This window comes from Planktothricoides raciborskii GIHE-MW2, from assembly GCF_040564635.1.
GTDB lineage: Bacteria > Cyanobacteriota > Cyanobacteriia > Cyanobacteriales > Laspinemataceae > Planktothricoides > Planktothricoides raciborskii.
The window spans coordinates 4,016,560-4,038,894 of sequence record NZ_CP159837.1 but is presented as its reverse complement, the minus strand read 5'-3'; the positions used below and the strand labels follow the sequence as shown (position 1 = coordinate 4,038,894).

Below are 22,335 nucleotides of genomic sequence, written 5' to 3'. Positions count from 1 at the left end.
AACCTCTCAAATACCGCGAAAAAAAATGACTAAACGGATTGCTGAAATTTTACGCAGTGGCGAACCTGATGACGCTTTGACAGTTCAAGGGTGGGTTCGCACCAAACGAGAATTAAAAGATTTTGCCTTTTTAGAGATTAACGACGGTTCCTCTATGGGCAATTTGCAAGTTGTCCTCAGTCCTGAGATGTCCAACTACCAGGAAGTAGTCAAGGGCTTAAATACTGGGGCTTCGGTAGAATTAACCGGGGTATTAGTGGCATCCCCCGCAAAAGGACAGCGCATTGAACTGAAAGCGTCAACTTGTGAACTGTTGGGAGAGTCGGATCCAGAAACTTATCCCTTGCAAAAGAAACGGCACTCTTTTGAGTTCTTGCGGACGATTAGCCATCTGCGATCGCGCACCAACACCTTTGGGGCCGTGTTCCGAGTCCGCAACGCTGCCGCTAACGCCATTCATCAATTCTTCCAAGAACGGGGTTTTCTTTGGGTTCATACTCCCATCCTCACCGCAAGTGACTGCGAAGGGGCGGGGGAAATGTTTGCCGTGACCAACTTTAACCTCAAAGAACCCCCGCGCACCAAATCCCAAGACATTGACTATAGTCAAGACTTCTTTGGCAAACCGGCATTTCTCACGGTCAGCGGACAGTTAGAAGCGGAAGTCATGGCGATGGCTTTTAGCAATGTCTACACCTTTGGGCCAACTTTTCGGGCGGAAAATTCCAACACTTCTCGCCACCTAGCGGAATTTTGGATGGTGGAACCGGAAATGGCTTTTTGTAACCTGAAAGGGGACATGGATTTAGCCGAAGCGTTCTTAAAATATATTTTCAAATTCGTCCTAGAAACTTGCCCGGACGATCTGGAATTTTTCAATCAACGCATTGATAATACCGTATTAGCCACCGCTGATAATATTATCAATAACCAATTTGAACGGATTACCTACACCGAAGCAGTTTCTCTCCTAGAAAAAGCCTCGAAAACTTTTGAATTTCCGGTAAAATGGGGTTTAGATTTACAATCGGAACACGAGCGCTATTTAGCGGAAGAACTGTTTAAAAAGCCGGTGATAGTCACAGATTATCCCGTAGGAATCAAAGCGTTTTATATGCGGTTAAATGATGACAATAAAACCGTAGCGGCGATGGATATTTTAGCCCCGAAAATTGGCGAAATTATCGGCGGTTCCCAAAGAGAAGAACGGCTGGATGTTTTAGAGTCCCGGATTCAAAAGCAAGGACTAGCATTAGATGACTATTGGTGGTATTTAGATTTACGCCGTTATGGAACTGTAGAACACGCTGGTTTTGGTTTAGGATTTGAGCGCTTGGTGCAATTTATGACCGGGATGCAAAATATTCGGGATGTAATTCCTTTCCCCCGTGCGCCGATGACCATTGATTTTTAACGGTGTAGGTTGTAGGGTGCGTTAGGCGGCGATAATCTTTGATTCCCCAGAGTTAATTTATCTGTCCGCCTAGACGCACCATTTTAACTGAAGATTTATTTCACCACAGAGACACAGAGATACACAGAGGAATGAGGGACATTCTCTAGTCCATCCATTTCAGCGATCGCAAATTCTTGATTTATCTCGGCAATTTCTCTTTGGATATCTGGATCGTTAGCCATATCTTCTAGTTGTTGCTTAATGGCTTCCAAATCGGAAAATTTGCCCCTGCTTTGGGTGCGTTCTTGTACTTGCTTGGTTAACCGATCCAAAAGCCACTGTTGTTCTGCCAAAGACAAATTTCTAATGGTGCGATCGATTTCTAGTAATTTGGGTGACATCATGGTAATTTTCCCCTCAATTGCTGTTGGGTGATTTTATTATAGCAATTCTCAGGCATAATAGATTTAAGGTAGGGTGTGTTAGGCGGCGATAATCTTTGATTCCCCAGGGTTAATTTATCTGTCCGCCTAGACGCACCATTTTAACTGAAGATTTATTTTACCACAGAAACACAGAGATACACAAAGAAAAGATCAAATTTAATTGATTTGTCCGCAGTAAAGCACAATTTTAACTATAAAAATCGGTGCGTTACGCGGGAATATAATTTACTGGATTTTCCCTAGGTTTTATCACCCGCTAACGCACCCAACAAAAGCTGATTAATCACAAGGATGTAACCGACTTACTGCGGTTCTAATTCTCATCCATTCATTGGCTAACCCTGTTTCTCCTGATTGAATTCTGCGACCTCCCAATTCAGGATTACGCACATAAAATATGGCATCGGCAATTTTGTTAAGATCCTCGCTGACTAAGTTCAGTCCATTGCGCGATTGACCATCATAATTTTCTAGCAGCCACTCAAAAGTTGGCTTGTCTCCGCCACAGGTACTATTCTCATAAACTAAAATATCTGGAACCACTCTAGCAATGGCATTCCATTCTCGGATATATAGGGTTTCATCAGCCCGAATTTTTCGTCGAGATAGTTGAGGATTAACACTGTAGAAAAAATTATCCGCCCAGCGATCGATGGTTTCTTGGGGTTGAGAGTTCGCGATTGTTGGGCTGAGAATTAGCGAACCAAGGGTTAAAATAAAAACCGCTGGCAATTGGGTAAAGACTTTTTTTTTATTCATAGGAATTGCGCCTAATTTTGTAAAATTGGCAATGGGCGAAGCATCCGCGTAGATAAATTTTAGTGGATTTTCAAGATTTTGGCGCGGATGCTTTGCCCCTACATGGGTTATTTTTTGGGCGAATTTTGGTAGGGTGTGTTAGGCGGCGATAATCTTTGATTCTCCACGGTTAATTTATATGTCCGCCTAGACGCACAATTTTAACTATAATAATCGGTGCGTTACTATTATTTCACCACAGAGACACAGAGATACACAGAGGAATGAGGGACATTCTCTAGTTTGGTAGGGTGTGTTAGGCGGAGATAATCTTTGATTTCCCACGGTTAATTTATATGTCCGCCTAGACGCACCATTTTCACCATAATAATCGGTGCGTTACGCGGGAATATAATTCACTTGACTTTCGCTAATTTTTATCGCCCGCTAACGCACCCTACCCAAATATCTCAACTACTACTGAAGTTTTACGCAGCACCCCAAATGACCCCATTAACCCCAGTAACGTCCTGGCTGAAAGTGCCGGCTCCCGTCACTGTATTAATGACGATTTGTTGTTGATCCGGGGTATATCCGAAAAGGGTTCCATGATCAAAGTCTAAGCCAAATACTCCACTAAAACCAATGCCACCGATCCTTGTGGCCGTTCCATCTAGTCCGATCGAGAATAAAACTTCAGTTCCTAGCTCCTCTGATACGGCGAAGAACTGGTTACTGTTCGAGTCAAAGGCTAAGTCGCCACTACTTTTAAAATCTAAGTTAACTATAGATGACACTGGAGATGCAGTGCCAGTTAGAGGGTCTATAGTATATATGCTCGACTGGTCTCTAGCTGCTGCAAACAATCGATTGTCTCCAGAGAATCCTAAAGCGTTAAAATCCCCGCTCACTCCAAAGCTTCCAATCTTGGAAGACAAGCCTGTGTTGGGGTTAATACTGTACAATTCGTCGAATGTTATGCCAAAAAGCTGACCATCATTCGACCGGGCTATATCTGTGAAAGACGGACCAACTGCTAGTTCTGTAAATACTCCTGTTAATCGGTCAATAGTTCCAACTTGCCCACTATTGGTAGAGAGAAAAGACGGTGCTGCTGATAATGTACTTCCTACACTCGGTGCAGCAATGCGTCCTTCAGCTATGCCCAAGAATACATAATGTTGCAATGCTTGTTGATTGTTGAAACCAGCAGCTTGCAAGTCAGGGTTAGCTGCCAAGTAGAAACCGACACTAAAAGAGTTAGAAGCTTGGCGACCTTCGTTGATGCCAAAAGCGCGAAAATGGTCTAACAATTGCTCGTTATTTAAACCAGCCGCTTGCAAGTCGGGATTCAATGCCCGATAGACATTGGCATTAAATACTGGGGAAAAATTCCGTCCTTCTGCTGCCCCCGAAATTGAGAGATGGTCGTAGAGTTGCTGATTGGTGATTAACCCGGCAGCAGCTAAGTCGGTGTTGCTGACTCGGTAAGTGTTTAAGTCTACATACAATGAAAATGTCCGCCCTTCGTTCAGGCCAAAACTAATCAGATGTTGGTAGGCTTGAGCATCATTTAAACCGGCCAAGTCTGGGTTAACTGAGCGGTAGAAGTTGGCGTCAAATAAGTTAACAGCCATAGGTCAATTCCTCTCTAAGGAAATAGAGGTTTACGTTCTTGTTTCTATGCAGAGTATTAGGACTTACGCAGCGACTCTATATATGGGGTTGTGGTGCGTTACCGCTCGGAACAACACCCTACCAATAGCGTTTATGCGTAAGTCCTGAGTATGGAAATGCAGAGCATAAAAGCGATATGGAAACGAGTAATCTATGAGCAATGAGTGTTGCTATATAAAGATTCCCTGGTGTAAAGCGATGAGATGACAAAATGGATGGGCTGCGATGTATTCAGGTGAATATATCGCCGTTGAGCCGATCAAAAAAATTCGGTTGCTTGCTATGATCTTATAAAATTATTTATCAATTAAGTATTAATGTCCAGTCGGAAAAAGTCTTGTTTAGTAGGGACTTTATTTTTAATAAATGGCAAAATTAACTGTCAAAAAGTCGGATTAAGTCGGATTAAGTCGGCAACTCTCGCGAGGCAGAGCCTCTGGTTGGGCATTCCCATGCTCTGCATGGGAACGAGGGAATTTTGTAGGGGCGAAGCATTCCGGCATTGTAGGGGCGAAGCATTCCGGCATTGTAGGGGCGAAGCATTCCGGCAGTAGGGGCGAATGGCCATTCGCCCCTACAATATTCTAAGCAATCAATTATCTGCCGGAATGCTTCGCCCCTACCGGAATGCTTCGCCCCTACCGGAATGCTTCGCCCTTACCGGAATGCTTCGCCCCTACCGGAATGCTTCGCCCTACCGTGGTTCAGTAATCGGAAAACCGCTGTAGGTTGGGGGCGCAAGCATTGCGCCCCTACAAAACCCTATTAGGACTTACGCAACGACTCTATATATGGGGTATTGGTGTGTCACCGTCTCGGAACAACACCCTACCGATAGCTTTGAATCACAAGATTGGCGCAAGTCCTGGACAGGAATAACCCACCGAAAGCTGGTTTGGCAAAAAAAGTCAGTTAAAGTCGGAAAAAGTCGGGTAAAGTCGGCTAAAATAATCAAAATTCCTGCATCTCCCCGACTTATGGATGTTCACGAAATCTTGACATTGGCAGACGAACTGGTTTTTACGCAAACGGGCAAACATCTGGATAATCTACAGCAGGATATTTTACGCGGTGCTTGCAAGGGGAAAAAATACTCGAAAATTGCTGAGGAATTCCACTGTAGTGAGGGTCATGTGAAAGATGTGGCCTCAGAGTTATGGAAAGTATTGTCCCAGGCATTAGGGCAAGAGGTTAATAAGTTTAATTTTCGCGCTACAGTTGATCGATTAAATTTCTCTAACTTCTTACACTTCAATAAAGATTCTATTCGGATTGAGAAATTCAGCGTTTGTGGAGATACGGTGCATTATGGTTCAGGTCGAGAAAAGCGAGAAAAGAAGGGACGAGAACGGAAGTCTAAAAGCGATAAAGCCGATCGCCCCTTAACCCACCCTTCAAAAAGGGGCGATCGCGCAGCCAACTCAGAAGAAGATAAAACATCCGGTTTGTGGGAGACAAAAACCCGGTTTCTTGAAGAAACCAGGTTTTGGCGATTTGCCAGTTTTTACGGACGCACAGAGGAACTGAATACCCTGGAACAATGGATCGTAAAAGAATCCACAAGACTGGTAGCTTTGGTGGGGTTAAGCGGAATTGGTAAAACTACCTTGGCGGTGCAATGTGTCACCCAAATTCAAGATAAGTTTGACTATATTATCTGGCAAAGTCTGCGGTCTTCTCCTCCCTTAAAAGGGCTTTTGACTAATTTGCTGAAATCGCTTTCTAATCAATCAGAAAGCGAGTCACCCGCAGATACAGAAGACCAATTATCTTTACTGATGCAATCGCTGCAAGAGTATCGTTGTTTGCTGATTTTGGATGATGGGCAAATGATTCTCAGTAGGGGTCAATTGGCCGGTCATTACCAACCGGGCTATGAAGATTATGGGGACTTTTTCCGCAGAATCGGCGAATTTTCTCATCAGAGTTGTTTGCTGCTACTGAGTTGGGAACCTCCGGCAGAAATTGGTCAATTAGAAGGAGAAAATGCGCCGGTTCGCTGTTATCAATTAAAGGGCTTGTCCGCATCATCCGCTGGGGAATTTTTCCGAGAAAAAGAGTTAGGGGATGATGAAACATGGCCTGACCTGATTCACCAATACCGAGGTCATCCCTTTTGGTTGAAAATGGTGGCGACCACGATCGCTGATTTATTTTCCGGTGGAGTTTCTGAATTTTTAAAATATGAAGCGCTGTTTTTGGATGATGCTTTTAAACAGAAATTAAAGCAGCAGATCGATCGCTTATCAAAGGTGGAGAAAAAAGTGATGCTTTATCTAGTGACAGCCGAGGATTCTGTAACCACTTCCGCTTTAGTCCAAGAATTAGAATTATCTCTCTCAGAAATATTGAATGCGATTAAATCTTTGTCGAGGCGATCGCTGATTGAAAAAATTACCCAAGACCAGGAAACCGTGTTTACAGTTCAGCCGGTAATTCAACAATATTTAACCAGCCAATATTCTGGTAATTTGGCATAAGCGATCGACGTGGGCGATCGCTTATCCCAACAAAAAATAATCAAAAATAATCAAAAATAATCGCCAGTAGGGGCGTAATGCTTCCCTCCAGGCGATCGCACAGCAGACAATTACTTCTAATGGCTTTATGTTCCTCCCAGGGGCTACTTGAGTTATCATCGATACGATCGGGTCGAAAATCTTGGATAAGACTACAGGAGAAAGTGCTGATGACGATTAATCACCAAGAACAAGAGATAATTATCCGTACCGAACGGGGACTAACCATCGCGGGTACTCGCATCACTATCTATGACATAATGGATTATCTCAAAGCGGAGTATCCACGCAAGTACATTCGCGATGCCTTCATGCTAACGGACGAGCAAATCGATGGGGCTCTTTTTTATATTCAAACTCATAACTCAGCGGTAGAAGCAGAGTATCAAGAAATTTTGCGTCAAGCAGAAGAGACGAGAATATATTGGGAAGAACGTAACCGCGAACATTTTGCTCGCATTGCCGCAATGCCTCCCCGTCCTGGTCACGAAGCGGCTCGACTTAAGATTATAGAACAAAGAAGACGCCGGGAAGCAAAAAATCAATGATTATTCTAGTTGATTACAATTTGAATCAGGAAGCGATTCTCTTTGCTGGAATTCTTGCTTCTAGAGGGTGGTTAGACCTCGTTTCTATTCGGCTAATAACTTTTGCAGATGTTGGACTACCCGCAAATAGCAATGACCGTGCTGTTTGGCAATTTGCTCAAGCGAATCGAATGATTTTGCTAACAGCTAACCGCAATGCCAAGGGGCAAGACTCTTTGGAAAGAGTTATGCGCGAAGAAAATACCTCCACTTCATTCCCTATTATCACCATTGGCGATCGGTCGCGAGTATCAGAATATGATTATCGAGACTCTTGTGTAGAAAAACTGGTGGAGATTGTGCTGGATATTCAAGATTACATGGGAGCCGGTCGGTTGTTTATTCCGTAGTTTAAAAAACCGAGTTGCAATAAACATCATACCCGTGGAGCGATCGCCCAAAAAATCCCCAAAAATCCATCCATTTTATGCCATAATTCATCTATCCGTTGCCAACAACAAATTATGGAGCATATATGGAGCATATAATGAATATTGGATTTATCGGTACGGGCTTAATGGGATTACCAATGGCCAATAAACTATTAGAGGCAGACTTATCAGTAATGGTCTATAATCGCACTGCCGAAAAAGTGCAACCATTGGCAGAAAAAGGCGCAAAAATAGCCGCTTCGCCTCAAGAAGTTTTGAATTATTGCGATTGTATATTCTTAATGTTAACCGATGCCAATGCCATCCGGGAAATGTTATTTTCTGAATCGACTCGTAGCCAATTATCGGGACGGATAATCATTTCCATGAGTACCATTGCCCCCAGCGAAAGTCAGGCGATCGCCTCTGAAGTAACCCATCTCGGAGGTGAATATATGGAAGCCCCGGTACTTGGCAGTATCCCCGAAGCAAAAACAGGTCAACTCATTGTCATGGTTGGCAGCACAGAAGCGCAATTTCAAAAATGGTTAATGCTGCTAAAAAACTTTAGTCCAGAACCTAAATTAATCGGCCCTGTAGGTGCGGCAATGACCTTAAAACTGGCACTAAATCAACTGATTGCTAATTTAACCACTGGATTTGCCTTAAGTTTAGGATTAATCCAAAAACAAGGGGTCAATATAGAAGTTTTTATGGAAATTCTCCGGGAAAGTGCCTTATATGCACCGACCTTTGACAAAAAATTACAGCGGATGATTGACCGGAACTTTGCTAATCCTAATTTTCCCACCAAACATCTATTAAAAGACACTAATTTAATCCTTAAAGAAGCCCAAGCTTTAGGTTTAAATGTGAGTAGTTTAGCCGGAGTAAAAGAAATTTTAGAAATTGCCATGACTGAAAACCTGGGGGAGGAAGATTACTCCGCATTATTTAATGTAGTCAATAGAATGAAATAAATTCAGTCTGGTTTACAGCGGTTTTATATAGACCAAGACCAGAGAGCATCAGCAGCCTTTATAGGGTGTAGGTTTACGATATTTCCGGCAGATAAATTATGGCTGAAAATTTATTGCTGAAAATATTTTGTCCGGGCGCAAGCAAGCATTGCGCCCATATGTTAAGTCAGGCTTCCCCTCTGCGAAAATTTGTGGTTCATTAAAAAATAAAACCGCTTTTACCGCAAATGGTGCTTTTGTCGTCGTTTTGCCCAATACTCAGCAACCTGAGTCAGTGGCGATCGCCCAACGCATTCAGTCTCAGGTGCGATCGCGATCGCGTTGCGGAGCAATATCGCAGCTTTCGCGTTGCGGAGCAATATCGCTCCTCGTTGCGGATGCAATATCGCTCTCAATTCCCCATCAAGCTTCCGATATCAGGGATATTGTCACCGTCAGTATGGGGATTTGCATCACAATGATCTCCCAGAGGAATTGGTAAAACAAGCGGATGTGGCTTTATACCGCGCCAAACAACAAGGGCGCGATCGCTACATGGTTTTTTCATAATATGGTCGCCACAGGTTTAAACCCGTGGCTTTAAAAAGCTTTAAAAAAACTTACATGAACAGCTATAATTGTGATTGACAAAGACTTGCAGGAAATTGCTCGGCATCAGCCCTGATAGTCTTTCGATGAAACTGATTCTTTTCTCGATCATCATTTTTAATGGGGTGTCACGCGCCCTCAAGATTGTGCCTTCGACTTTATCTCTTTAATCAGAGGACATTCATGCTTACTTCGCCAGCCAGCCGATAGGCATCGGGCGATTTTGGACTAGCTTAAATGTAGGAACGGCGATCCACCGTCCTCGGAGAGGATATATCTACCCTCCCACATCTTGCAAGGCTTTTGACTTGTTGACATTGGCGCGTGACGGTTCGATTATAACAGATTTAGCGCCCAACCGCTCGGAATTTTCCCTAATAAGGAGGCTCATACTCACAAGAATCGGAAAAATCATATTCATAAGAATCAGAAAAATCATATTCATAAGAATCAGAAAAATCATATTCATAAGAATCAGAAAAATCATATTCATAAGAATCAGGCTGGGAATTAGAACACACTTCTGGTGTGGGCTGAAGTTTTAGATATTCGAGAAAGTCTTGCAATTGTTTTAGGGTCAGAGCCAAAGGCGATAGCACATGATAGATTTCTTGCAAATAGGTTTTTGCTGCGGAATTCTCTCTTTGGTTGTCAGTCCAGCCTAATCGTAGATATTCTCTATATATCCTACATAAAAAATCTAAATAATCAGCCATTTTATCTTCCCAGATCGGAGTATTATTTATGATAAAACTGGGTATGGCGTAAGATTTACATTTTCGTCCCTTGTAATAGTCTAAACAGCATAAAACTTGCTTAAAGTTATGAATTTCCTTGCTTTGTAAATCAGCTAAAGATAAATGAGTCTTAATTTCCTGAGACACGATCGCTTCTAAAAGGTAATTTAAAAATTCCCATTGCTGGTTTGGCCTCAGTTGTTTGATTGCAGTATTTCCATAAGTTTGGCGCAGATATTCAAGTTTTTTCTTGTAAGTCCAGCCGAGCCAAAATAATGCGGAAAAGATCAGAAATACTACATCATAAATCTGTGCCGATGTTTTTGGGCTTTCATGGTTGGCTTGATGGGCTTTTTGATCGGTTTTTTTATAGGTATCTTTGATCCGTTGCACCTGCTGCTTGAATTTAGCCCCTTTTTCTGGATTGACCATACATACAAAATTAGCAAAACCCTCGATCGATGCCATTAAGTCATTGGTATTAGTCTGTCCCCAATGCTTACCTCTGAAGCCATCTTGCTCAATATGATATAGTGTCGCCCGAAATTTTTTCAGCGTTTTCCTAGAAATATTAATTTTGTGATTAACCACCAATCCTGTCACATCTTGCTGTCGATTTTTCCAGCGAACTTTCGTTTTATCTGGATTGATTGCCAAGCCTTCTTCTTGAACAATCAAATTGGTTACTTTGAATAGCCGACCAATATTCTCCCGACTATCTATAGAACCAGAAAAAGTTAGATCGTCTGCATAACGAGTGTACATAAAACCCATTTTTTTTGCCATATTACTAAGTCGGTGATCGAGCTTTTTACACAGCAGATTACTAATCGCTGGGCTACTTGGCGCCCCTTGGGTAAGGCGTCTTTCCTTGAGATTAACTAAGCAGCTTTCTCCGTCTATTTCTAGTTTTTGTACTCTGGGTTCAGTACAAATCAAACCGAAAACTACCGCAGCGGTTTCCGAATATCCTAATGATTTAAACAGCCCTTTGACTTGTGGATAAGAAATTGATGGAAAAAAGTCTTTCAAATCGATATTAATGATGACATCTTTGCCTACATGAGGTAGAGCATTGGTGACAATAGATTTTTGGCGACAAAAGCCATGAGCAGCGGGGTGAATTTCTAGCTTTTCTAGAATATTATGTAGAATCCAATTTTGCGCCTTTTTCAGCAGCGGCAGCGGTGCTGATATTTCCCGCTTTCCTCCAGTTTTCTTAGGGATATTGAATCTAGTGTAGTGCAATTTATTACGAGAAAAAGCGAGATACCGCAAACCATTAACGCTTAATCCGATCGCGGCAGCAATTTCTGAGTGTGAATTACACAAAGGCAACTGATATCTGATTAATTTTTCTTGATTAAACTTGGCATTTTTATTGCGCTTTAACTGAAGATTATTTATTTCTTCTATTCTAGCAAAGAGCCAATTTCTAAGCCAATAGAATTCTTGCGATCGCTGCTCCATTAATTCTGCTTCTATGTCACCGATGATCCCGATATAAATATCTCCTCCAGGAATATCGCTGTAACTTTCGTACCAAGAGTCATCTTCTTCACAGTAAATCCATGAAAGGGAGTCTTCTCGATAAAACAATTGTGGGATTATTTTTTCAATCTTATTGACTAATCGCTCATAATATTTATCGTTTAATAATCTACATACAGTCTGTAAGTCATTCAGAAGTTCACCAGGATTATTGTTGGCTAGATGCAACCAACCCCGGTAATGATAGGCTCTGGCACAATTAGGATTTAACGCGATCGCTTGATTAAAACACTCAAGGGCGGCTTCATACTGACTTTGCTTGTAGTAGTCAATCCCTTGATTGATTAGTTTATCGAGCTTCTTTGATTGTGAAAACACGAAATATATCTATCCGATAACAAACATTGGTTAGATTATAAAATATTCTGACCAATATAGTCAATCATAGTCCAGAATATCAAGACCAAAAAATAGCCACGGGCGAGCTATTTCCTAGGCGCGATCGCCTATATCGCCTATGTCGCGTATAGCTAGGGAAAATAGCGATAGATATCTTTACGATGTAGAACGCGAGCGAAGATAACTGTTTCGCCATCAAAGAAAATTCCCAGGCGATAGTCGCCGATGCGAATTCGATAAGCATTGTCATCCCCTTTTAGCCTTTTTAAATTACCAATCTCTTCAAATTTTTGTAAATTAGGGATTTCTGTAAATGCTAACGCTTTTATTGTTTCAAAGCTAGGCGTACTTTTCAGAGCCTTCAGGTCTTTTAAAAAGCTCGGCTTATACTCGGTTTTCATTCTTTCTCAAGTTCAGCTAGGGCGGATTCCAAGTCCAAGGAAGTTTCATTTTTGACTTCCATCATGGCTCGATAAAGTCCTTCGTCTTCAATCACTTCTAGCAGTCGCTTATAGTCATTAAAATCCAAGATAACTTTACGAATTTGACCGGAAACATCTGTAATTAATTCTTGGGCAAAAGGATATTGTTCTGCTGGCATATTTTTTCTCTGACTCCAGTTGAGTTGATCCTCAAATGCTACTGACAAATATAACACAAATGCAGCCGGTGTTTTCTAGCAATAACCCCCACTGTCATTCCCGCGTCCCCCCACTGTCATTCCCGCGCCCCCCCACTGTCATTCCCGCGAAGGCGGGAATCCATACACGGTGATTCCCGCGTCCCCCCACTGTCATTCCCGCGCCCCCCACTGTCATTCCTGCGCCCCCCCACTGTCATTCCCGCGAAGGCGGGAATCCATACACAGTCATTCCCGCGCCCCCCCACTGTCATTTCCGCGCCCCCCCACTGTCATTCCCGCGTCCCCCCACTGTCATTCCCGCGAAGGCGGGAATCCATACACAGTCATTCCCGCGCCCCCCCACTGTCATTCCCGCGCCCCCCCCCACTGTCATTCCCGCGCCCCCCCCACTGTCATTCCCGCGAAGGCGGGAATCCATACACAGTCATTCCCGCGCCCCCCCACTGTCATTCCCGCGCCCCCCCACTGTCATTCCCGCGAAGGCGGGAATCCATACACAGTCATTCCCGCGCCCCCCCACTGTCATTCCCGCGCCCCCCCCACTGTCATTCCCGCGTCCCCCCACTGTCATTCCCGCGAAGGCGGGAATCCATACACGGTGATTCCCGCGTCCCCCCACTGTCATTCCCGCGTCCCCCCACTGTCATTCCCGCGCCCCCCACTGTCATTCCCGCGAAGGCGGGAATCCATACACTGTCTATGCCTTCAAGAGTTCCGCTATATCAAAACAGAGAATCATACAAATCATCCCACTTGGGATTATCCTTTTCAATTAAATTAATCTTCCATTCCCGGCGCCACTTCTTAATCTGTTTTTCACGATTTATTGCCGATTCGATACTATTAAACACTTCGTAATAGACTAATCGATGAACTCCATATTGTTTCGTGAATCCATCCACGAAATTATTTTTATGTTCGTACACTCGTTTGAGTAAATCATTGGTGACTCCTATATATAAGGTTCCATTGTATTTACTGGCTAGGATGTAGATAAAATAGTTTTTCATGGATTTTCAATGTGTGAAAGTGGATTCCCGCGAAGGCGGGAATGACAAATTGGTGTGGACTCCCGCGCGGGAATGACAGGTTTAAAAATAGATTCCCGTGAAAGCGGGAGTAACAAATTGGTGGGGATTCAATGTTTGTCGGTGGATTCTCGCCTGCGCGGGAATGACAGGTTTAAAAATAGATTCCCGTGAAAGCGGTTTTGACAGTTTGGTGATTTAATGTTTGTCGGTGGATTCCCGCCTTCGCGGGAATGACAGGTTTAAAAATAGATTCCCGTGAAAGCGGTTTTGACAAATTGCTGGGGATTCCGGTGAAAGCGGTTTTGACAAATTGTAAAAAAAATAGCCCGCATTGGCGAGCTATTTCCTAGGCGCGATCGCCTCTAATTAACCAACGAAAAAATTAAACTTTGGCTTCTTCTTTCACCAACTTATCCCAGCCCAAATCCTTCAGAGAATTATTCCGACGTAGGGGACGAGTGACTAACTCTAAAATGTCACGAGCATTAGTAAATCCGTGAATTTGAGCAAAAGTAAACTCTACCGACCACTTCGTATTAATCCCGCGAGCTTCCAGAGGATTAGCATGGGCCATCCCGGTAATCACCAAATCCGGTTTTAACTCATAAATCCGCTGAACCTGATTGTAATTATCCGGTTTTTCCACAATCTTCGGAGTTGGGACGCCCATTTCGTGACAAGTTTGTTCTAGCAACTGCAACTCAGCCGCTTGATAGCGCTTATCCATATAGGGAATACCGATTTCCGGGCAAGTCATCCCGCAGCGAATTAAAAAGCGAGCCAAGGACACTTCTAGCAAGTTGTCACCCATAAAAAAGACCGACTTGCCCCGAATCAGTTGAATATAATCTTCCAGATTTGCCCAAATTTGGGCTTCCCGTTCTGCCAGCCCTTTCGGTTCCACTCCCAACACCGAGCAGATTTTCTCAATCCAAGCGCGGGTGCCATCGGGTCCAATGGGGAACGGCGCCCCAATCAGCTTGCACTTGCGGCGCCGCATCAGGTTTGTGGCGGTGCGGCTGAGGAATGGGTTTACCCCCGCCACATAATAGCCTTCTTCAATGACTGGCAGTTCACTGTATCGTTTCGCTGGCAGCCAACCTGAAACCTTAATCCCTTGTTTCTTCAACTCCAAGCTTAACTGAGTCACCACGGGGTCAGGCAGGGAGCCAAACAGCACCAATGGCGGGTGATCCACATACTCAGACTCGTGAGTTGTTTCCACTTCCGTTTTGCGACCAAAGCTGAGAAGTTTTTGAATCGCGTTGCGTTCGTGTTTCTCCGCTTCGACCACTTTGCTGGGGCAACGATTCACCATTGCCGCGAGGACGGTATCTTCCCCTTGAGTGAAAGCGTAGTCTAAACCATTGGCACGAGCAGTGACAATGGGAATGCCAATTTCCGCTTCTAGTTTTGGCGCTAGACCTTCTAAGTCCATTTTGATGATTTCTGTGGTGCAGGTGCCGATCCAAACAATCACACTGGGGTTGCGATCGCGCTTAATCTGCAAACACAGGCGCTTGAGCTCATTATAATCATTCAACTGAGCGGAAATATCACCTTCTTCCAACTCAGCCATCGCATAGCGGGGCTCCGCGAAGATCATCACGCCCATTGCATTTTGCAGGAAATAACCACAAGTTTTCGTGCCAATCACCAAAAAGAAACTATCTTCAATTTTTTGGTAAAGCCACGCCACGCAACTAATCGGACAAAACGTATGGTAATTTCCAGTTTCACACTCAAAGTTCAGTGCTTCAGGTTGAGCAACAGCCATGAAACAATTCTCCTTTATTTAAATTTTGCTGCGGAAAATTAATTACAAACCCTTCAAAAGATCCGAAGCATCATCATCTGAGTCCATATCCCCACCTAAATCATCTAGATCGAGATCCCCAAGACCATCATTGTCGGCATCATGATCCAGACCACCGAGATCAAGATCCCCCAGGTCATCATCGGCGTCATCATCCAGACCACCGAGATCGAGATCCCCCAGGTCATCATCGCTGGAATCAGCTTCCAGACCACCGAGATCGAGATCCCCCAGGTCATCATCGCTGGAATCAGCTTCCAGACCTTCGAGATCCATGCCGCCCAGGTCATCATCCTCTCCAGAAGCATCTCCTAGACCTTCGAGATCCATGCCGCCCAGGTCATCATCCTCTCCAGAAGCATCCCCCAGACCTTCGAGTCCCATGCCACCGAGTTCATCATCGCTGGATTCATCTTCCAAGGCATCGAGTCCCATGCCACCGAGGTCATCATCGGCGGATTCTTCCTCCAAGGCATCGAGTCCCATGCCACCGAGGTCATCATCGGCGGATTCATCTTCCAAGGCATCGAGTCCCATGCCACCGAGGTCATCATCGGCGGATTCAGAAAATCCCTCTAATTCATTAGTGGTGCTTTCCTCGGTGAGGGACTCGGATTCCTCCCCCCAAACGTCTTGTTTCAGGGAATCTTCTTCCTCGTCATCGAGGGCTTCCGCACCAAAAACTGCCGCTGCGGTCGCCACTGCTGCATCTTCGGTGTCAAAAGTTGCGTCCGGTTCGGATTCGGCCATGATGACTACAGGGGCAGACTCTTCTAGCACTTCCTGGACAGCGAGGGGAGTTGGCGGAGTTTTAGGGGTGGGTGTTGGCGCAACTGCGGCAGGTTCTGGTTTTGGTTCTGGTTTTGGTTTTTCCGTTGGGGTTGACGCTAATCCATGATCCGATGCCTTATCGGTTGCGGCAATTGCATCACTACTGTCTGGGTTAAAGTTGAGACCTAAAACCTCAATCAGTCTCTCGGCATCAGGATTTAGCTGGGAAAAAGGTAGCATCAACTGCGCTAACTTCGGTTCTAATGTACTCATCACTCCCAGAATGAAGTAGGCAGGAGGTCGCATTCCCCCATCGGGGGTTTTCACCGCTGCCACCTTCATATGCAGTACCAGCCAATGCTTATTATCTTGGTAATACTGCAACCACTTTTGTTTTAAGACGAGAGTGAAATCTTCAAAAAAAGCCATATACTTCTCCCAAGGGTTGCTGAAATCACATCTAAATTTATTCTTTCAAGACCTAACAAAGTCTTGTACTGAATCATAACTGCTTTCTCAGTCAACCACTTGAAATCTGAGAATGAATCGTGGTGATTTCTAGACCATCATCAAGTCTAGTTCTTCCTCTGCCGCGATCGCCCCTTTGGTGGGGTTGAGGTAAAAATCTGACAATAAAGAGAATAATTCGCGATCGGGAGAATCATTAGGCACCACACCCTCTGGCAGCGCCAAGATTTGATCGGCAATATTCAGGTAATAGTCACAAACATAATCTAAGGATGGGTCCGCGTCTGCCATTTCAAACAAGGTCTTGCCTTTGACTCGCGACACGCGGATATCTTCAATCAGAGGCAAAATTTCCAACACAGGCATGGGGACAGATTCCACATATTTGTCAATTAAATCACGCTTAGAAGTGCGGTTGCCAATCAGTCCAGCCAGTCGCAGGGGGTGAGTCCGGGCTTTTTCCCGCACGGAAGCGGCAATGCGGTTAGCGGCAAACAAAGCGTCAAAGCCATTGTCCGTGACGATTAAGCAGTAGTCTGCATAGTTGAGAGGTGCAGCAAAGCCACCACATACCACGTCACCGAGGACATCAAATAAGATCACATCATATTCATCAAAGGCGTTGAGTTCTTTGAGCAGTTTGACGGTTTCCCCGACCACATAGCCACCGCAACCGGCACCAGCGGGCGGGCCACCAGCTTCTACGCAGTCTACGCCCCCATAACCTTTATAGATCACATCTTCCGGCCAGATGTCTTCATAGTGAAAGTCTTTTTCTTGAAGGGTGTCAATAATGGTGGGAATGAGATATCCCGTGAGGGTGAAGGTGCTGTCATGTTTCGGGTCACAGCCAATTTGCAGCACTTTTTTACCCCGTTTGGCGAGGGCGACGGAGATATTACAGCTTGTTGTAGATTTGCCGATGCCACCTTTTCCGTAAACTGCGAGTTTCACTTTGTTATTCTCCTGATTTTTGCGTATTTTTGAGATTTTTTATCTGTAAACCGTGGTTTCTCTGGGTTCTGGTGATGAGCCTGTGGTCCACGGTGGTTTTTGATTGCCCTGTTGTTGGCATTATGGTGCGATCGCCTCATGGAAGTAAAGCCCTCCCTGGACTAACTTGGGGCTTAAATCGCCGCGATGAAATTTCTGGAAAATCAAGGCGGATTAACCTTGCTATGAATCCAGGAATTTAGCTATTTATCCTAAAAAATAATTTTTTACATAAAACAATATAAAAAATAGTAACAATAAACAAAATAAAGCCAAGAGACCCCAGAGCCAAAATACAATGGATCCGATTCAGCCCAATTACTCACCCCTGCTGACTATAGACTGATACCCAAAGTCAAAATGACTTTGCCTAGCTATTGGGTCATAGAGTCTGGTTGATGTGAAATCCGATCTGACATCAACGGATCCTTGGCTATGATTAGCTACTCCTGGTGAAATATAGATTGTTGTGAAGAATTATTAATTTTGGGGCGATTTCATGGTTTTACCTCTTGACTGCTGGTTTTCCGCCTACCTTAACCGCCCATGAGTCAATAATTATACTTATAGGACTTAAGCAACGACTCTATATATGAGGTATTGGTGCGTTACCACTCGGAACAACACCCTACGAATAGCTTTCATACCGTAGAGATCCCCCCAACCCCCCGATCCAAGGGGGGATGCATCAGAATTTTGCCAGAATTGTCTATTAAATTTTTGCGTCGCCCGATTACCGGGAATGGGAAGATAAAAACCAGGTTCGCTCAAGAAAACTAACCATTAACCATCCCATTCACCATGCAAACAGTCCAATGGCAAACCGTCAAAACTTATGAAGACATCCTCTATCACAAGTTTGACGGCATGGCTAAAATCACGATTAATCGTCCCGAAAAACGGAATGCTTTTCGCCCGAAAACCGTCTTTGAGTTATACGATGCTTTTTGCGATGCCCGCGAAGACTCCCAAATCGGCGTGGTTCTGTTTACCGGGGCCGGGCCGCATACCGATGGCAAATATGCTTTTTGTTCCGGGGGCGATCAAAGTGTCCGGGGAGAAGCCGGTTATATCGATGATGCCGGAGTTCCCCGGTTGAATGTGCTGGATTTACAACGGCTAATTCGTTCCATGCCCAAAGTTGTGATTGCTTTGGTCGCGGGTTATGCGATCGGCGGCGGTCATGTGCTGCATCTGATTTGTGATTTAACCATTGCTGCCGATAATGCCATTTTTGGTCAGACCGGGCCAAAAGTTGGCAGCTTTGATGGCGGATTTGGTTCGAGTTATTTAGCCCGCATCGTCGGTCAGAAAAAAGCCCGGGAAATCTGGTTTTTGTGTCGTCAATATGATGCTGACCAAGCGCTACAAATGGGTTTGGTCAACTGTGTAGTACCCATAGATCGGCTAGAAGCGGAAGGCATTCAGTGGGCTACGGAAATTCTGCAAAAAAGCCCGATCGCCATTCGTTGTCTGAAAGCGGCTTTTAATGCGGACTGCGACGGTCAAGCGGGACTCCAAGAATTAGCGGGCAATGCCACCTTACTTTATTACATGACCGAAGAAGGTCGAGAAGGAAAACAAGCATTCCTGGAAAAACGCCCCCCGGATTTTCGGTCTTTTCCCTGGTTGCCCTAATCCCTTGATGCCTTAATGCTCCCGCAAATTTTCGGCGACAGAAACCGCACCGAGTGATTTAACTCGGTGCGATTTTCGCTAAAAATTGGTTTTAATTCATCTCAGAAAAAAATGTTAAGTTTTATCAGCTTTAGAAATCTTAAAATTGACAGAATAATTTACTAATGAATCAACACATAATTCTACATAATCTTGCGTTTGATTAACTTATGTTTTTTTTATTCGTCAACTCTCAGCCGGTGATTCAGCCGATTATACGGAGATTTCCTGAAACTCTGATTGGCGGCGATATGATGGACGAGGGGAATCTATATGCTTAAACTCACCAGAATGCCAAGTTTTTGCCAAGGTGAGTTCTTCTTCAACCATGAATGGTTTTGGTTGCCAAGCAATACTTTGTTCCAAAGTTTCCCAAGAAGGTGCAAATGGGGGCAAAGCTAACATACAAGCTTTCCATTTGCTTTGGACTGGTACACCTAGTTGCTCACAATACCCACCCCGACGACCCTCTGGAGTGAAGTACCGACAATAGCGACAAGATTCACAGGTAGATGCCAAGCAATTCGATTTGGGCATAAGGGTTATCTTCCAAAACTTTCTTAACTAATTGTGAACCAATGCTGGAGAGCATATAACAGATTAAAATCTATTATGCCATGTAGTTTTTAGCGATCCCCACTCTTAAACAAAGCTTAAGTTTTTCTTTATATTTCGGTAATAAATTTACACATAAATTGTTTAAAGCTTATCCTTTGGTGAGATAATATCAATGAATTTGGGGGTAAAGCCAATGGGGATCAAGTGAAACCTGGGATTTTATCAGACTTTCGACCTCTGATTAATGATGTAATTAAGGGAGCCAAAAATTACGCTCCCCCGGAAATTGAAATGATTGGGGATCCACTAAGAAAACTAGAAAATTCAACTGGATAAAATAGTAATGCTGATTTTTTTGTCTCAGTTTGGATCCGTTGGTCGGGAGTTTTTTGATCTGTTTCTAAACTCGTGATGACTTCGGATAACTTGTGGGGTGCAGATTTTTAAGTCACTCTATATTTACAGCGTTTTTCTTTCTTACTGAACCACGGTATGGCGCGATCTTGACCGTAGGGGCGAAGCATTCCGGCAGTCCATTTCATATTTTCAGCAATAATTTATCTGCCGGAATGCTTCGCCCTTACACTGCGGTCATGGTTCGCCCCTAGATATATGTGGTTTACTCGCGGAGAAAATTGCTGTAAATTATGGCTTCATTTGTTTGACCGCACAAATGCCACAGACTGTCCAATGTTCGATTTCTCCCGGTGGGGTGGGACATTGGCATTGGGGACAAAGGGGCCAATTTTTTGATTGGTTCTGGATCCGATTTGCCCAGGCTTGAAAGGCTTGCTGGGGGGTTGCAGTTGGGGTATTTTGAGCGGAGATGATTTGCTCCGTGGGGGGATGGATCCGACTGGGATGTTGCTGTAATAAAGTTTGCGGTTCAGTGAGAGGCGATCGCCCATTACTGGTTTGTGTTTCAGTCCACTTTTGGGCCGAAAAGCGAATATCCCGAACCGGAGTGGGAAGGTGGGGATTTAATTTGACTAAAATTTGTCGCCGTTTAAAGGTGAGGTCTTGGGCTAAGACGGCAGAAGCGGTGGCAATAGATAAAATGTCTCGGTCAATGGCGATCGGACGAGTGACTTTGGCGATCGCCGGGCCAACCGCTTGCTCCCAAGCTTGAAGTAATTGTTGATGTTCTTTGATTTTTTGGGCGATCGGTAGACCCGCCACATTCTTTAATAGTTGATCGAGAGATTTAAAATCCATAGCAGAAACCTTTTTTTGGGCGATAGTAAACCGCGCCGCTTCGCGATCGCGCCAACGAATGTATTACCTTTTCCCATCGTAAGACCATTTCTAATTAAATATGCAATCATTTGGGGCGCAAGCATTGCGCCCCTACAAGCTTCTGGTGATTTATCTGTAGGGGCGCAATGCTTGCGCCCAAATTAACTTTAAAATCGTAGCAATAATTTTTGAAATTGGTATAATATTTTTGTAGGGGCTTTTCCTATCACTTTAGGATTGCTATATCAAGAATTTGTTCTAGGGATTAAATTGAGAATTTTTTGACTCCAGAGGTTGCCAAAATGTTGAATTTCTAGGAAATTAGCATTTTGGGGAGCAGGCTTGTAAATTTTAAAGGTTCGCATAATTCCTAAAGTGGCGGCACTTTCCAACGGGCCAATAAAGCTGGTATCGCGATCGGCAAAATAGGGTTGTTGCGCCCAATAAGCCATTTGTTGAGCATTCAAAAAATAGCAACCGGCATGAGGGTTGCCCGTTCTGCGAAAAGTAACGGGGTTGCCCATCACTGTACCCGTTAATTGGGGTTGTTCGCGAATATTCTGGAACCGGGCGGTCAGCTTTTCCGCTAATTCGGGATCGATGTAGGTTTTTTTAATGTAGTCGTTGACAGAAATTTCATAGCGGTTGGGTTGCAGAAGATGGCGATCGCCGACTTGTTGATTAAACCATTTCAGTTTTGTAAAAAAATCCGGGTCATGTAAGATTAAATCATCCTCCATAAAACAATAATAATCATAAGCCCCTAAACTTTCTCTGAGAATCCTTTGACATTCAAAACCCAACAGCATCGGTTGAACATTTGTCCCATAATGATGCCAAAGTTTTGCCCCCAGAGACAATTGAGGTAAAACATGGTAATCTTGGGTGGTGCAAATCACCATCGTGACTTCACGAGTTTCACATCGATTTGCCGGTAAAATTCGTTGTTCCCCATAGTCGGTAGACTCCTGAAATTTACCAAATAATTGATGAAAAGAGGTGATTTGTTCCCTTAATGCGGAAATCCGAGATTCTGCCCCGGCTTTTAGGCAGCCATAATCTCCTTGACCTTGAGGATTAAAAAAATGGGCGATCGCAACGATAATTTTCATAACTATTTGTCATTGCTAATTAGGAAGAGAGGAGAGAGGAAAGAGGAAAGAGGATGCATAGGAAAGAGGAAAGAGGAAAGAGGATGCATAGGAAAGAGGAA

At 44.1% G+C, this 22,335-nt stretch carries 23 protein-coding genes; 9 read left to right on the top strand and 14 right to left on the bottom strand.

From position 1 onward, the window contains the following. Positions 1–25: 25 nt before the first annotated feature. Entirely contained in the window at positions 26–1,414 is a 1,389-nt protein-coding gene (asnS, locus tag ABWT76_RS17145) for an asparagine--tRNA ligase (RefSeq protein WP_054466882.1), read from the top strand. Positions 1,415–1,509: 95 nt separating this feature from the next. Here asnS and ABWT76_RS17140 read toward each other — a convergent pair whose 3' ends face one another. The 4 genes from ABWT76_RS17140 to ABWT76_RS17125 form a co-directional block, all read right to left on the bottom strand. Further along, positions 1,510–1,800, bottom strand: coding sequence for a hypothetical protein (locus ABWT76_RS17140; RefSeq protein ID WP_054466883.1), 291 nt, complete (start codon positions 1,798–1,800; stop codon positions 1,510–1,512). 321 nt (positions 1,801–2,121) lie between these two features. Beyond that, on the bottom strand, positions 2,122–2,601 hold the full coding sequence (locus ABWT76_RS17135) for a hypothetical protein (protein ID WP_054466884.1): 480 nt from the start codon (positions 2,599–2,601) through the stop codon (positions 2,122–2,124). A gap of 467 nt (positions 2,602–3,068) precedes the next feature. Further along, a complete protein-coding gene (locus tag ABWT76_RS17130) occupies positions 3,069–4,217 on the bottom strand; it encodes a hypothetical protein (RefSeq protein ID WP_354634669.1) in 1,149 nt (382 codons plus the stop codon). Positions 4,218–4,639: 422 nt separating this feature from the next. Next, positions 4,640–4,825 carry a hypothetical protein gene (locus ABWT76_RS17125; RefSeq protein WP_156331805.1) on the bottom strand — a complete coding sequence of 62 codons (186 nt, stop codon included), beginning with the start codon at positions 4,823–4,825 and terminating at the stop codon, positions 4,640–4,642. Between ABWT76_RS17125 and ABWT76_RS17120 the strand changes: the two genes are divergently transcribed. The 6 genes from ABWT76_RS17120 (at position 4,818) to ABWT76_RS17095 (ending at position 9,195) form a co-directional block, all read left to right on the top strand. Beyond that, positions 4,818–4,985, top strand: coding sequence for a hypothetical protein (locus ABWT76_RS17120; protein WP_156331806.1), 168 nt, complete (start codon positions 4,818–4,820; stop codon positions 4,983–4,985). The genes ABWT76_RS17125 and ABWT76_RS17120 overlap by 8 nt on opposite strands. 63 nt (positions 4,986–5,048) lie before the next feature. After that, positions 5,049–6,737: an NB-ARC domain-containing protein gene (locus ABWT76_RS17115; RefSeq protein WP_354634668.1), complete on the top strand. Its 1,689-nt coding sequence runs from the start codon at positions 5,049–5,051 to the stop codon at positions 6,735–6,737. A 209-nt stretch (positions 6,738–6,946) separates the two neighbouring features. Then, positions 6,947–7,324 (top strand): DUF433 domain-containing protein, encoded by a 378-nt coding sequence (locus ABWT76_RS17110; RefSeq protein ID WP_054466887.1) that lies wholly within the window; start codon positions 6,947–6,949, stop codon positions 7,322–7,324. After that, positions 7,321–7,713, top strand: coding sequence for a hypothetical protein (locus ABWT76_RS17105; protein WP_054466888.1), 393 nt, complete (start codon positions 7,321–7,323; stop codon positions 7,711–7,713). The genes ABWT76_RS17110 and ABWT76_RS17105 overlap by 4 nt, the downstream gene beginning before the upstream one ends. Positions 7,714–7,850: 137 nt before the next feature. Beyond that, entirely contained in the window at positions 7,851–8,714 is an 864-nt protein-coding gene (locus tag ABWT76_RS17100; RefSeq protein WP_054466889.1) for an NAD(P)-dependent oxidoreductase, read from the top strand. A 127-nt stretch (positions 8,715–8,841) separates the two neighbouring features. Further along, positions 8,842–9,195 carry a hypothetical protein gene (locus ABWT76_RS17095; protein ID WP_156331807.1) on the top strand — a complete coding sequence of 118 codons (354 nt, stop codon included), beginning with the start codon at positions 8,842–8,844 and terminating at the stop codon, positions 9,193–9,195. Positions 9,196–9,676: 481 nt separating this feature from the next. Here ABWT76_RS17095 and ABWT76_RS17090 read toward each other — a convergent pair whose 3' ends face one another. The 7 genes from ABWT76_RS17090 to bchL form a co-directional block, all read right to left on the bottom strand. After that, a complete protein-coding gene (locus ABWT76_RS17090; RefSeq protein WP_190879244.1) occupies positions 9,677–11,908 on the bottom strand; it encodes a reverse transcriptase domain-containing protein in 2,232 nt (743 codons plus the stop codon). A 152-nt stretch (positions 11,909–12,060) separates the two neighbouring features. Beyond that, a complete protein-coding gene (locus tag ABWT76_RS17085) occupies positions 12,061–12,330 on the bottom strand; it encodes a type II toxin-antitoxin system RelE/ParE family toxin (RefSeq protein WP_054466891.1) in 270 nt (89 codons plus the stop codon). After that, entirely contained in the window at positions 12,327–12,530 is a 204-nt protein-coding gene (locus ABWT76_RS17080) for a hypothetical protein (RefSeq protein ID WP_054466892.1), read from the bottom strand. Before ABWT76_RS17080 ends, ABWT76_RS17085 begins: the two co-directional genes overlap by 4 nt. Before the next feature lie 764 nt (positions 12,531–13,294). After that, a complete protein-coding gene (locus ABWT76_RS17075; protein ID WP_054466893.1) occupies positions 13,295–13,582 on the bottom strand; it encodes a GIY-YIG nuclease family protein in 288 nt (95 codons plus the stop codon). A gap of 403 nt (positions 13,583–13,985) precedes the next feature. Continuing rightward, complete coding sequence (locus tag ABWT76_RS17070; RefSeq protein ID WP_054466894.1) at positions 13,986–15,380, bottom strand: ferredoxin:protochlorophyllide reductase (ATP-dependent) subunit N; 1,395 nt, start codon at positions 15,378–15,380, stop codon at positions 13,986–13,988. 42 nt (positions 15,381–15,422) lie between these two features. Further along, entirely contained in the window at positions 15,423–16,619 is a 1,197-nt protein-coding gene (locus ABWT76_RS17065; RefSeq protein ID WP_190879242.1) for a DUF5331 domain-containing protein, read from the bottom strand. A 129-nt stretch (positions 16,620–16,748) separates the two neighbouring features. After that, a complete protein-coding gene (bchL, locus tag ABWT76_RS17060; protein ID WP_054466895.1) occupies positions 16,749–17,612 on the bottom strand; it encodes a ferredoxin:protochlorophyllide reductase (ATP-dependent) iron-sulfur ATP-binding protein in 864 nt (287 codons plus the stop codon). A 74-nt stretch (positions 17,613–17,686) separates the two neighbouring features. Here bchL and ABWT76_RS17055 point away from each other — a divergent pair, with 74 nt between their 5' ends. Together ABWT76_RS17055 and menB are read left to right on the top strand one after the other, a co-directional pair. Then, on the top strand, positions 17,687–17,854 hold the full coding sequence (locus ABWT76_RS17055; RefSeq protein ID WP_354634667.1) for a hypothetical protein: 168 nt from the start codon (positions 17,687–17,689) through the stop codon (positions 17,852–17,854). A gap of 598 nt (positions 17,855–18,452) precedes the next feature. Further along, positions 18,453–19,289, top strand: a complete 837-nt coding sequence (gene menB, locus ABWT76_RS17050) for a 1,4-dihydroxy-2-naphthoyl-CoA synthase (RefSeq protein WP_354634666.1) — start codon at positions 18,453–18,455, stop codon at positions 19,287–19,289. A 252-nt stretch (positions 19,290–19,541) separates the two neighbouring features. Here the strand turns inward: menB and ABWT76_RS17045 are convergent, their stop codons facing one another. The 3 genes from ABWT76_RS17045 to ABWT76_RS17035 form a co-directional block, all read right to left on the bottom strand. Next, positions 19,542–19,865 carry a hypothetical protein gene (locus tag ABWT76_RS17045; protein ID WP_354634665.1) on the bottom strand — a complete coding sequence of 108 codons (324 nt, stop codon included), beginning with the start codon at positions 19,863–19,865 and terminating at the stop codon, positions 19,542–19,544. A gap of 666 nt (positions 19,866–20,531) precedes the next feature. Beyond that, positions 20,532–21,101, bottom strand: a complete 570-nt coding sequence (locus tag ABWT76_RS17040) for a DciA family protein (protein ID WP_354634664.1) — start codon at positions 21,099–21,101, stop codon at positions 20,532–20,534. Positions 21,102–21,367: 266 nt separating this feature from the next. Then, positions 21,368–22,234: a calcium-binding protein gene (locus tag ABWT76_RS17035; RefSeq protein ID WP_354634663.1), complete on the bottom strand. Its 867-nt coding sequence runs from the start codon at positions 22,232–22,234 to the stop codon at positions 21,368–21,370. Positions 22,235–22,335 lie beyond the last annotated feature (101 nt).

Bases quoted from the DNA above. Each gene is read 5' to 3' on its own strand.
- ABWT76_RS17120 (WP_156331806.1), top strand. From the start codon at position 4,818: ATGGCCATTCGCCCCTACAATATTCTAAGCAATCAATTATCTGCCGGA.
- ABWT76_RS17055 (WP_354634667.1), top strand. From the start codon at position 17,687: ATGAGCCTGTGGTCCACGGTGGTTTTTGATTGCCCTGTTGTTGGCATT.
- ABWT76_RS17130 (WP_354634669.1), bottom strand. From the start codon at position 4,217: ATGGCTGTTAACTTATTTGACGCCAACTTCTACCGCTCAGTTAACCCA.
- ABWT76_RS17080 (WP_054466892.1), bottom strand. From the start codon at position 12,530: ATGCCAGCAGAACAATATCCTTTTGCCCAAGAATTAATTACAGATGTT.
- ABWT76_RS17075 (WP_054466893.1), bottom strand. From the start codon at position 13,582: ATGAAAAACTATTTTATCTACATCCTAGCCAGTAAATACAATGGAACC.
- ABWT76_RS17135 (WP_054466884.1), bottom strand. From the start codon at position 2,601: ATGAATAAAAAAAAAGTCTTTACCCAATTGCCAGCGGTTTTTATTTTA.
- ABWT76_RS17065 (WP_190879242.1), bottom strand. From the start codon at position 16,619: ATGGCTTTTTTTGAAGATTTCACTCTCGTCTTAAAACAAAAGTGGTTG.
- ABWT76_RS17045 (WP_354634665.1), bottom strand. From the start codon at position 19,865: ATGCCCAAATCGAATTGCTTGGCATCTACCTGTGAATCTTGTCGCTAT.
- ABWT76_RS17125 (WP_156331805.1), bottom strand. From the start codon at position 4,825: ATGGCCATTCGCCCCTACTGCCGGAATGCTTCGCCCCTACAATGCCGG.
- ABWT76_RS17105 (WP_054466888.1), top strand. From the start codon at position 7,321: ATGATTATTCTAGTTGATTACAATTTGAATCAGGAAGCGATTCTCTTT.
- ABWT76_RS17085 (WP_054466891.1), bottom strand. From the start codon at position 12,330: ATGAAAACCGAGTATAAGCCGAGCTTTTTAAAAGACCTGAAGGCTCTG.
- ABWT76_RS17070 (WP_054466894.1), bottom strand. From the start codon at position 15,380: ATGGCTGTTGCTCAACCTGAAGCACTGAACTTTGAGTGTGAAACTGGA.
- ABWT76_RS17110 (WP_054466887.1), top strand. From the start codon at position 6,947: ATGACGATTAATCACCAAGAACAAGAGATAATTATCCGTACCGAACGG.
- ABWT76_RS17040 (WP_354634664.1), bottom strand. From the start codon at position 21,101: ATGGATTTTAAATCTCTCGATCAACTATTAAAGAATGTGGCGGGTCTA.
- ABWT76_RS17035 (WP_354634663.1), bottom strand. From the start codon at position 22,234: ATGAAAATTATCGTTGCGATCGCCCATTTTTTTAATCCTCAAGGTCAA.
- asnS (WP_054466882.1), top strand. From the start codon at position 26: ATGACTAAACGGATTGCTGAAATTTTACGCAGTGGCGAACCTGATGAC.
- ABWT76_RS17115 (WP_354634668.1), top strand. From the start codon at position 5,049: ATGGGGTATTGGTGTGTCACCGTCTCGGAACAACACCCTACCGATAGC.
- menB (WP_354634666.1), top strand. From the start codon at position 18,453: ATGCAAACAGTCCAATGGCAAACCGTCAAAACTTATGAAGACATCCTC.
- ABWT76_RS17100 (WP_054466889.1), top strand. From the start codon at position 7,851: ATGAATATTGGATTTATCGGTACGGGCTTAATGGGATTACCAATGGCC.
- ABWT76_RS17140 (WP_054466883.1), bottom strand. From the start codon at position 1,800: ATGATGTCACCCAAATTACTAGAAATCGATCGCACCATTAGAAATTTG.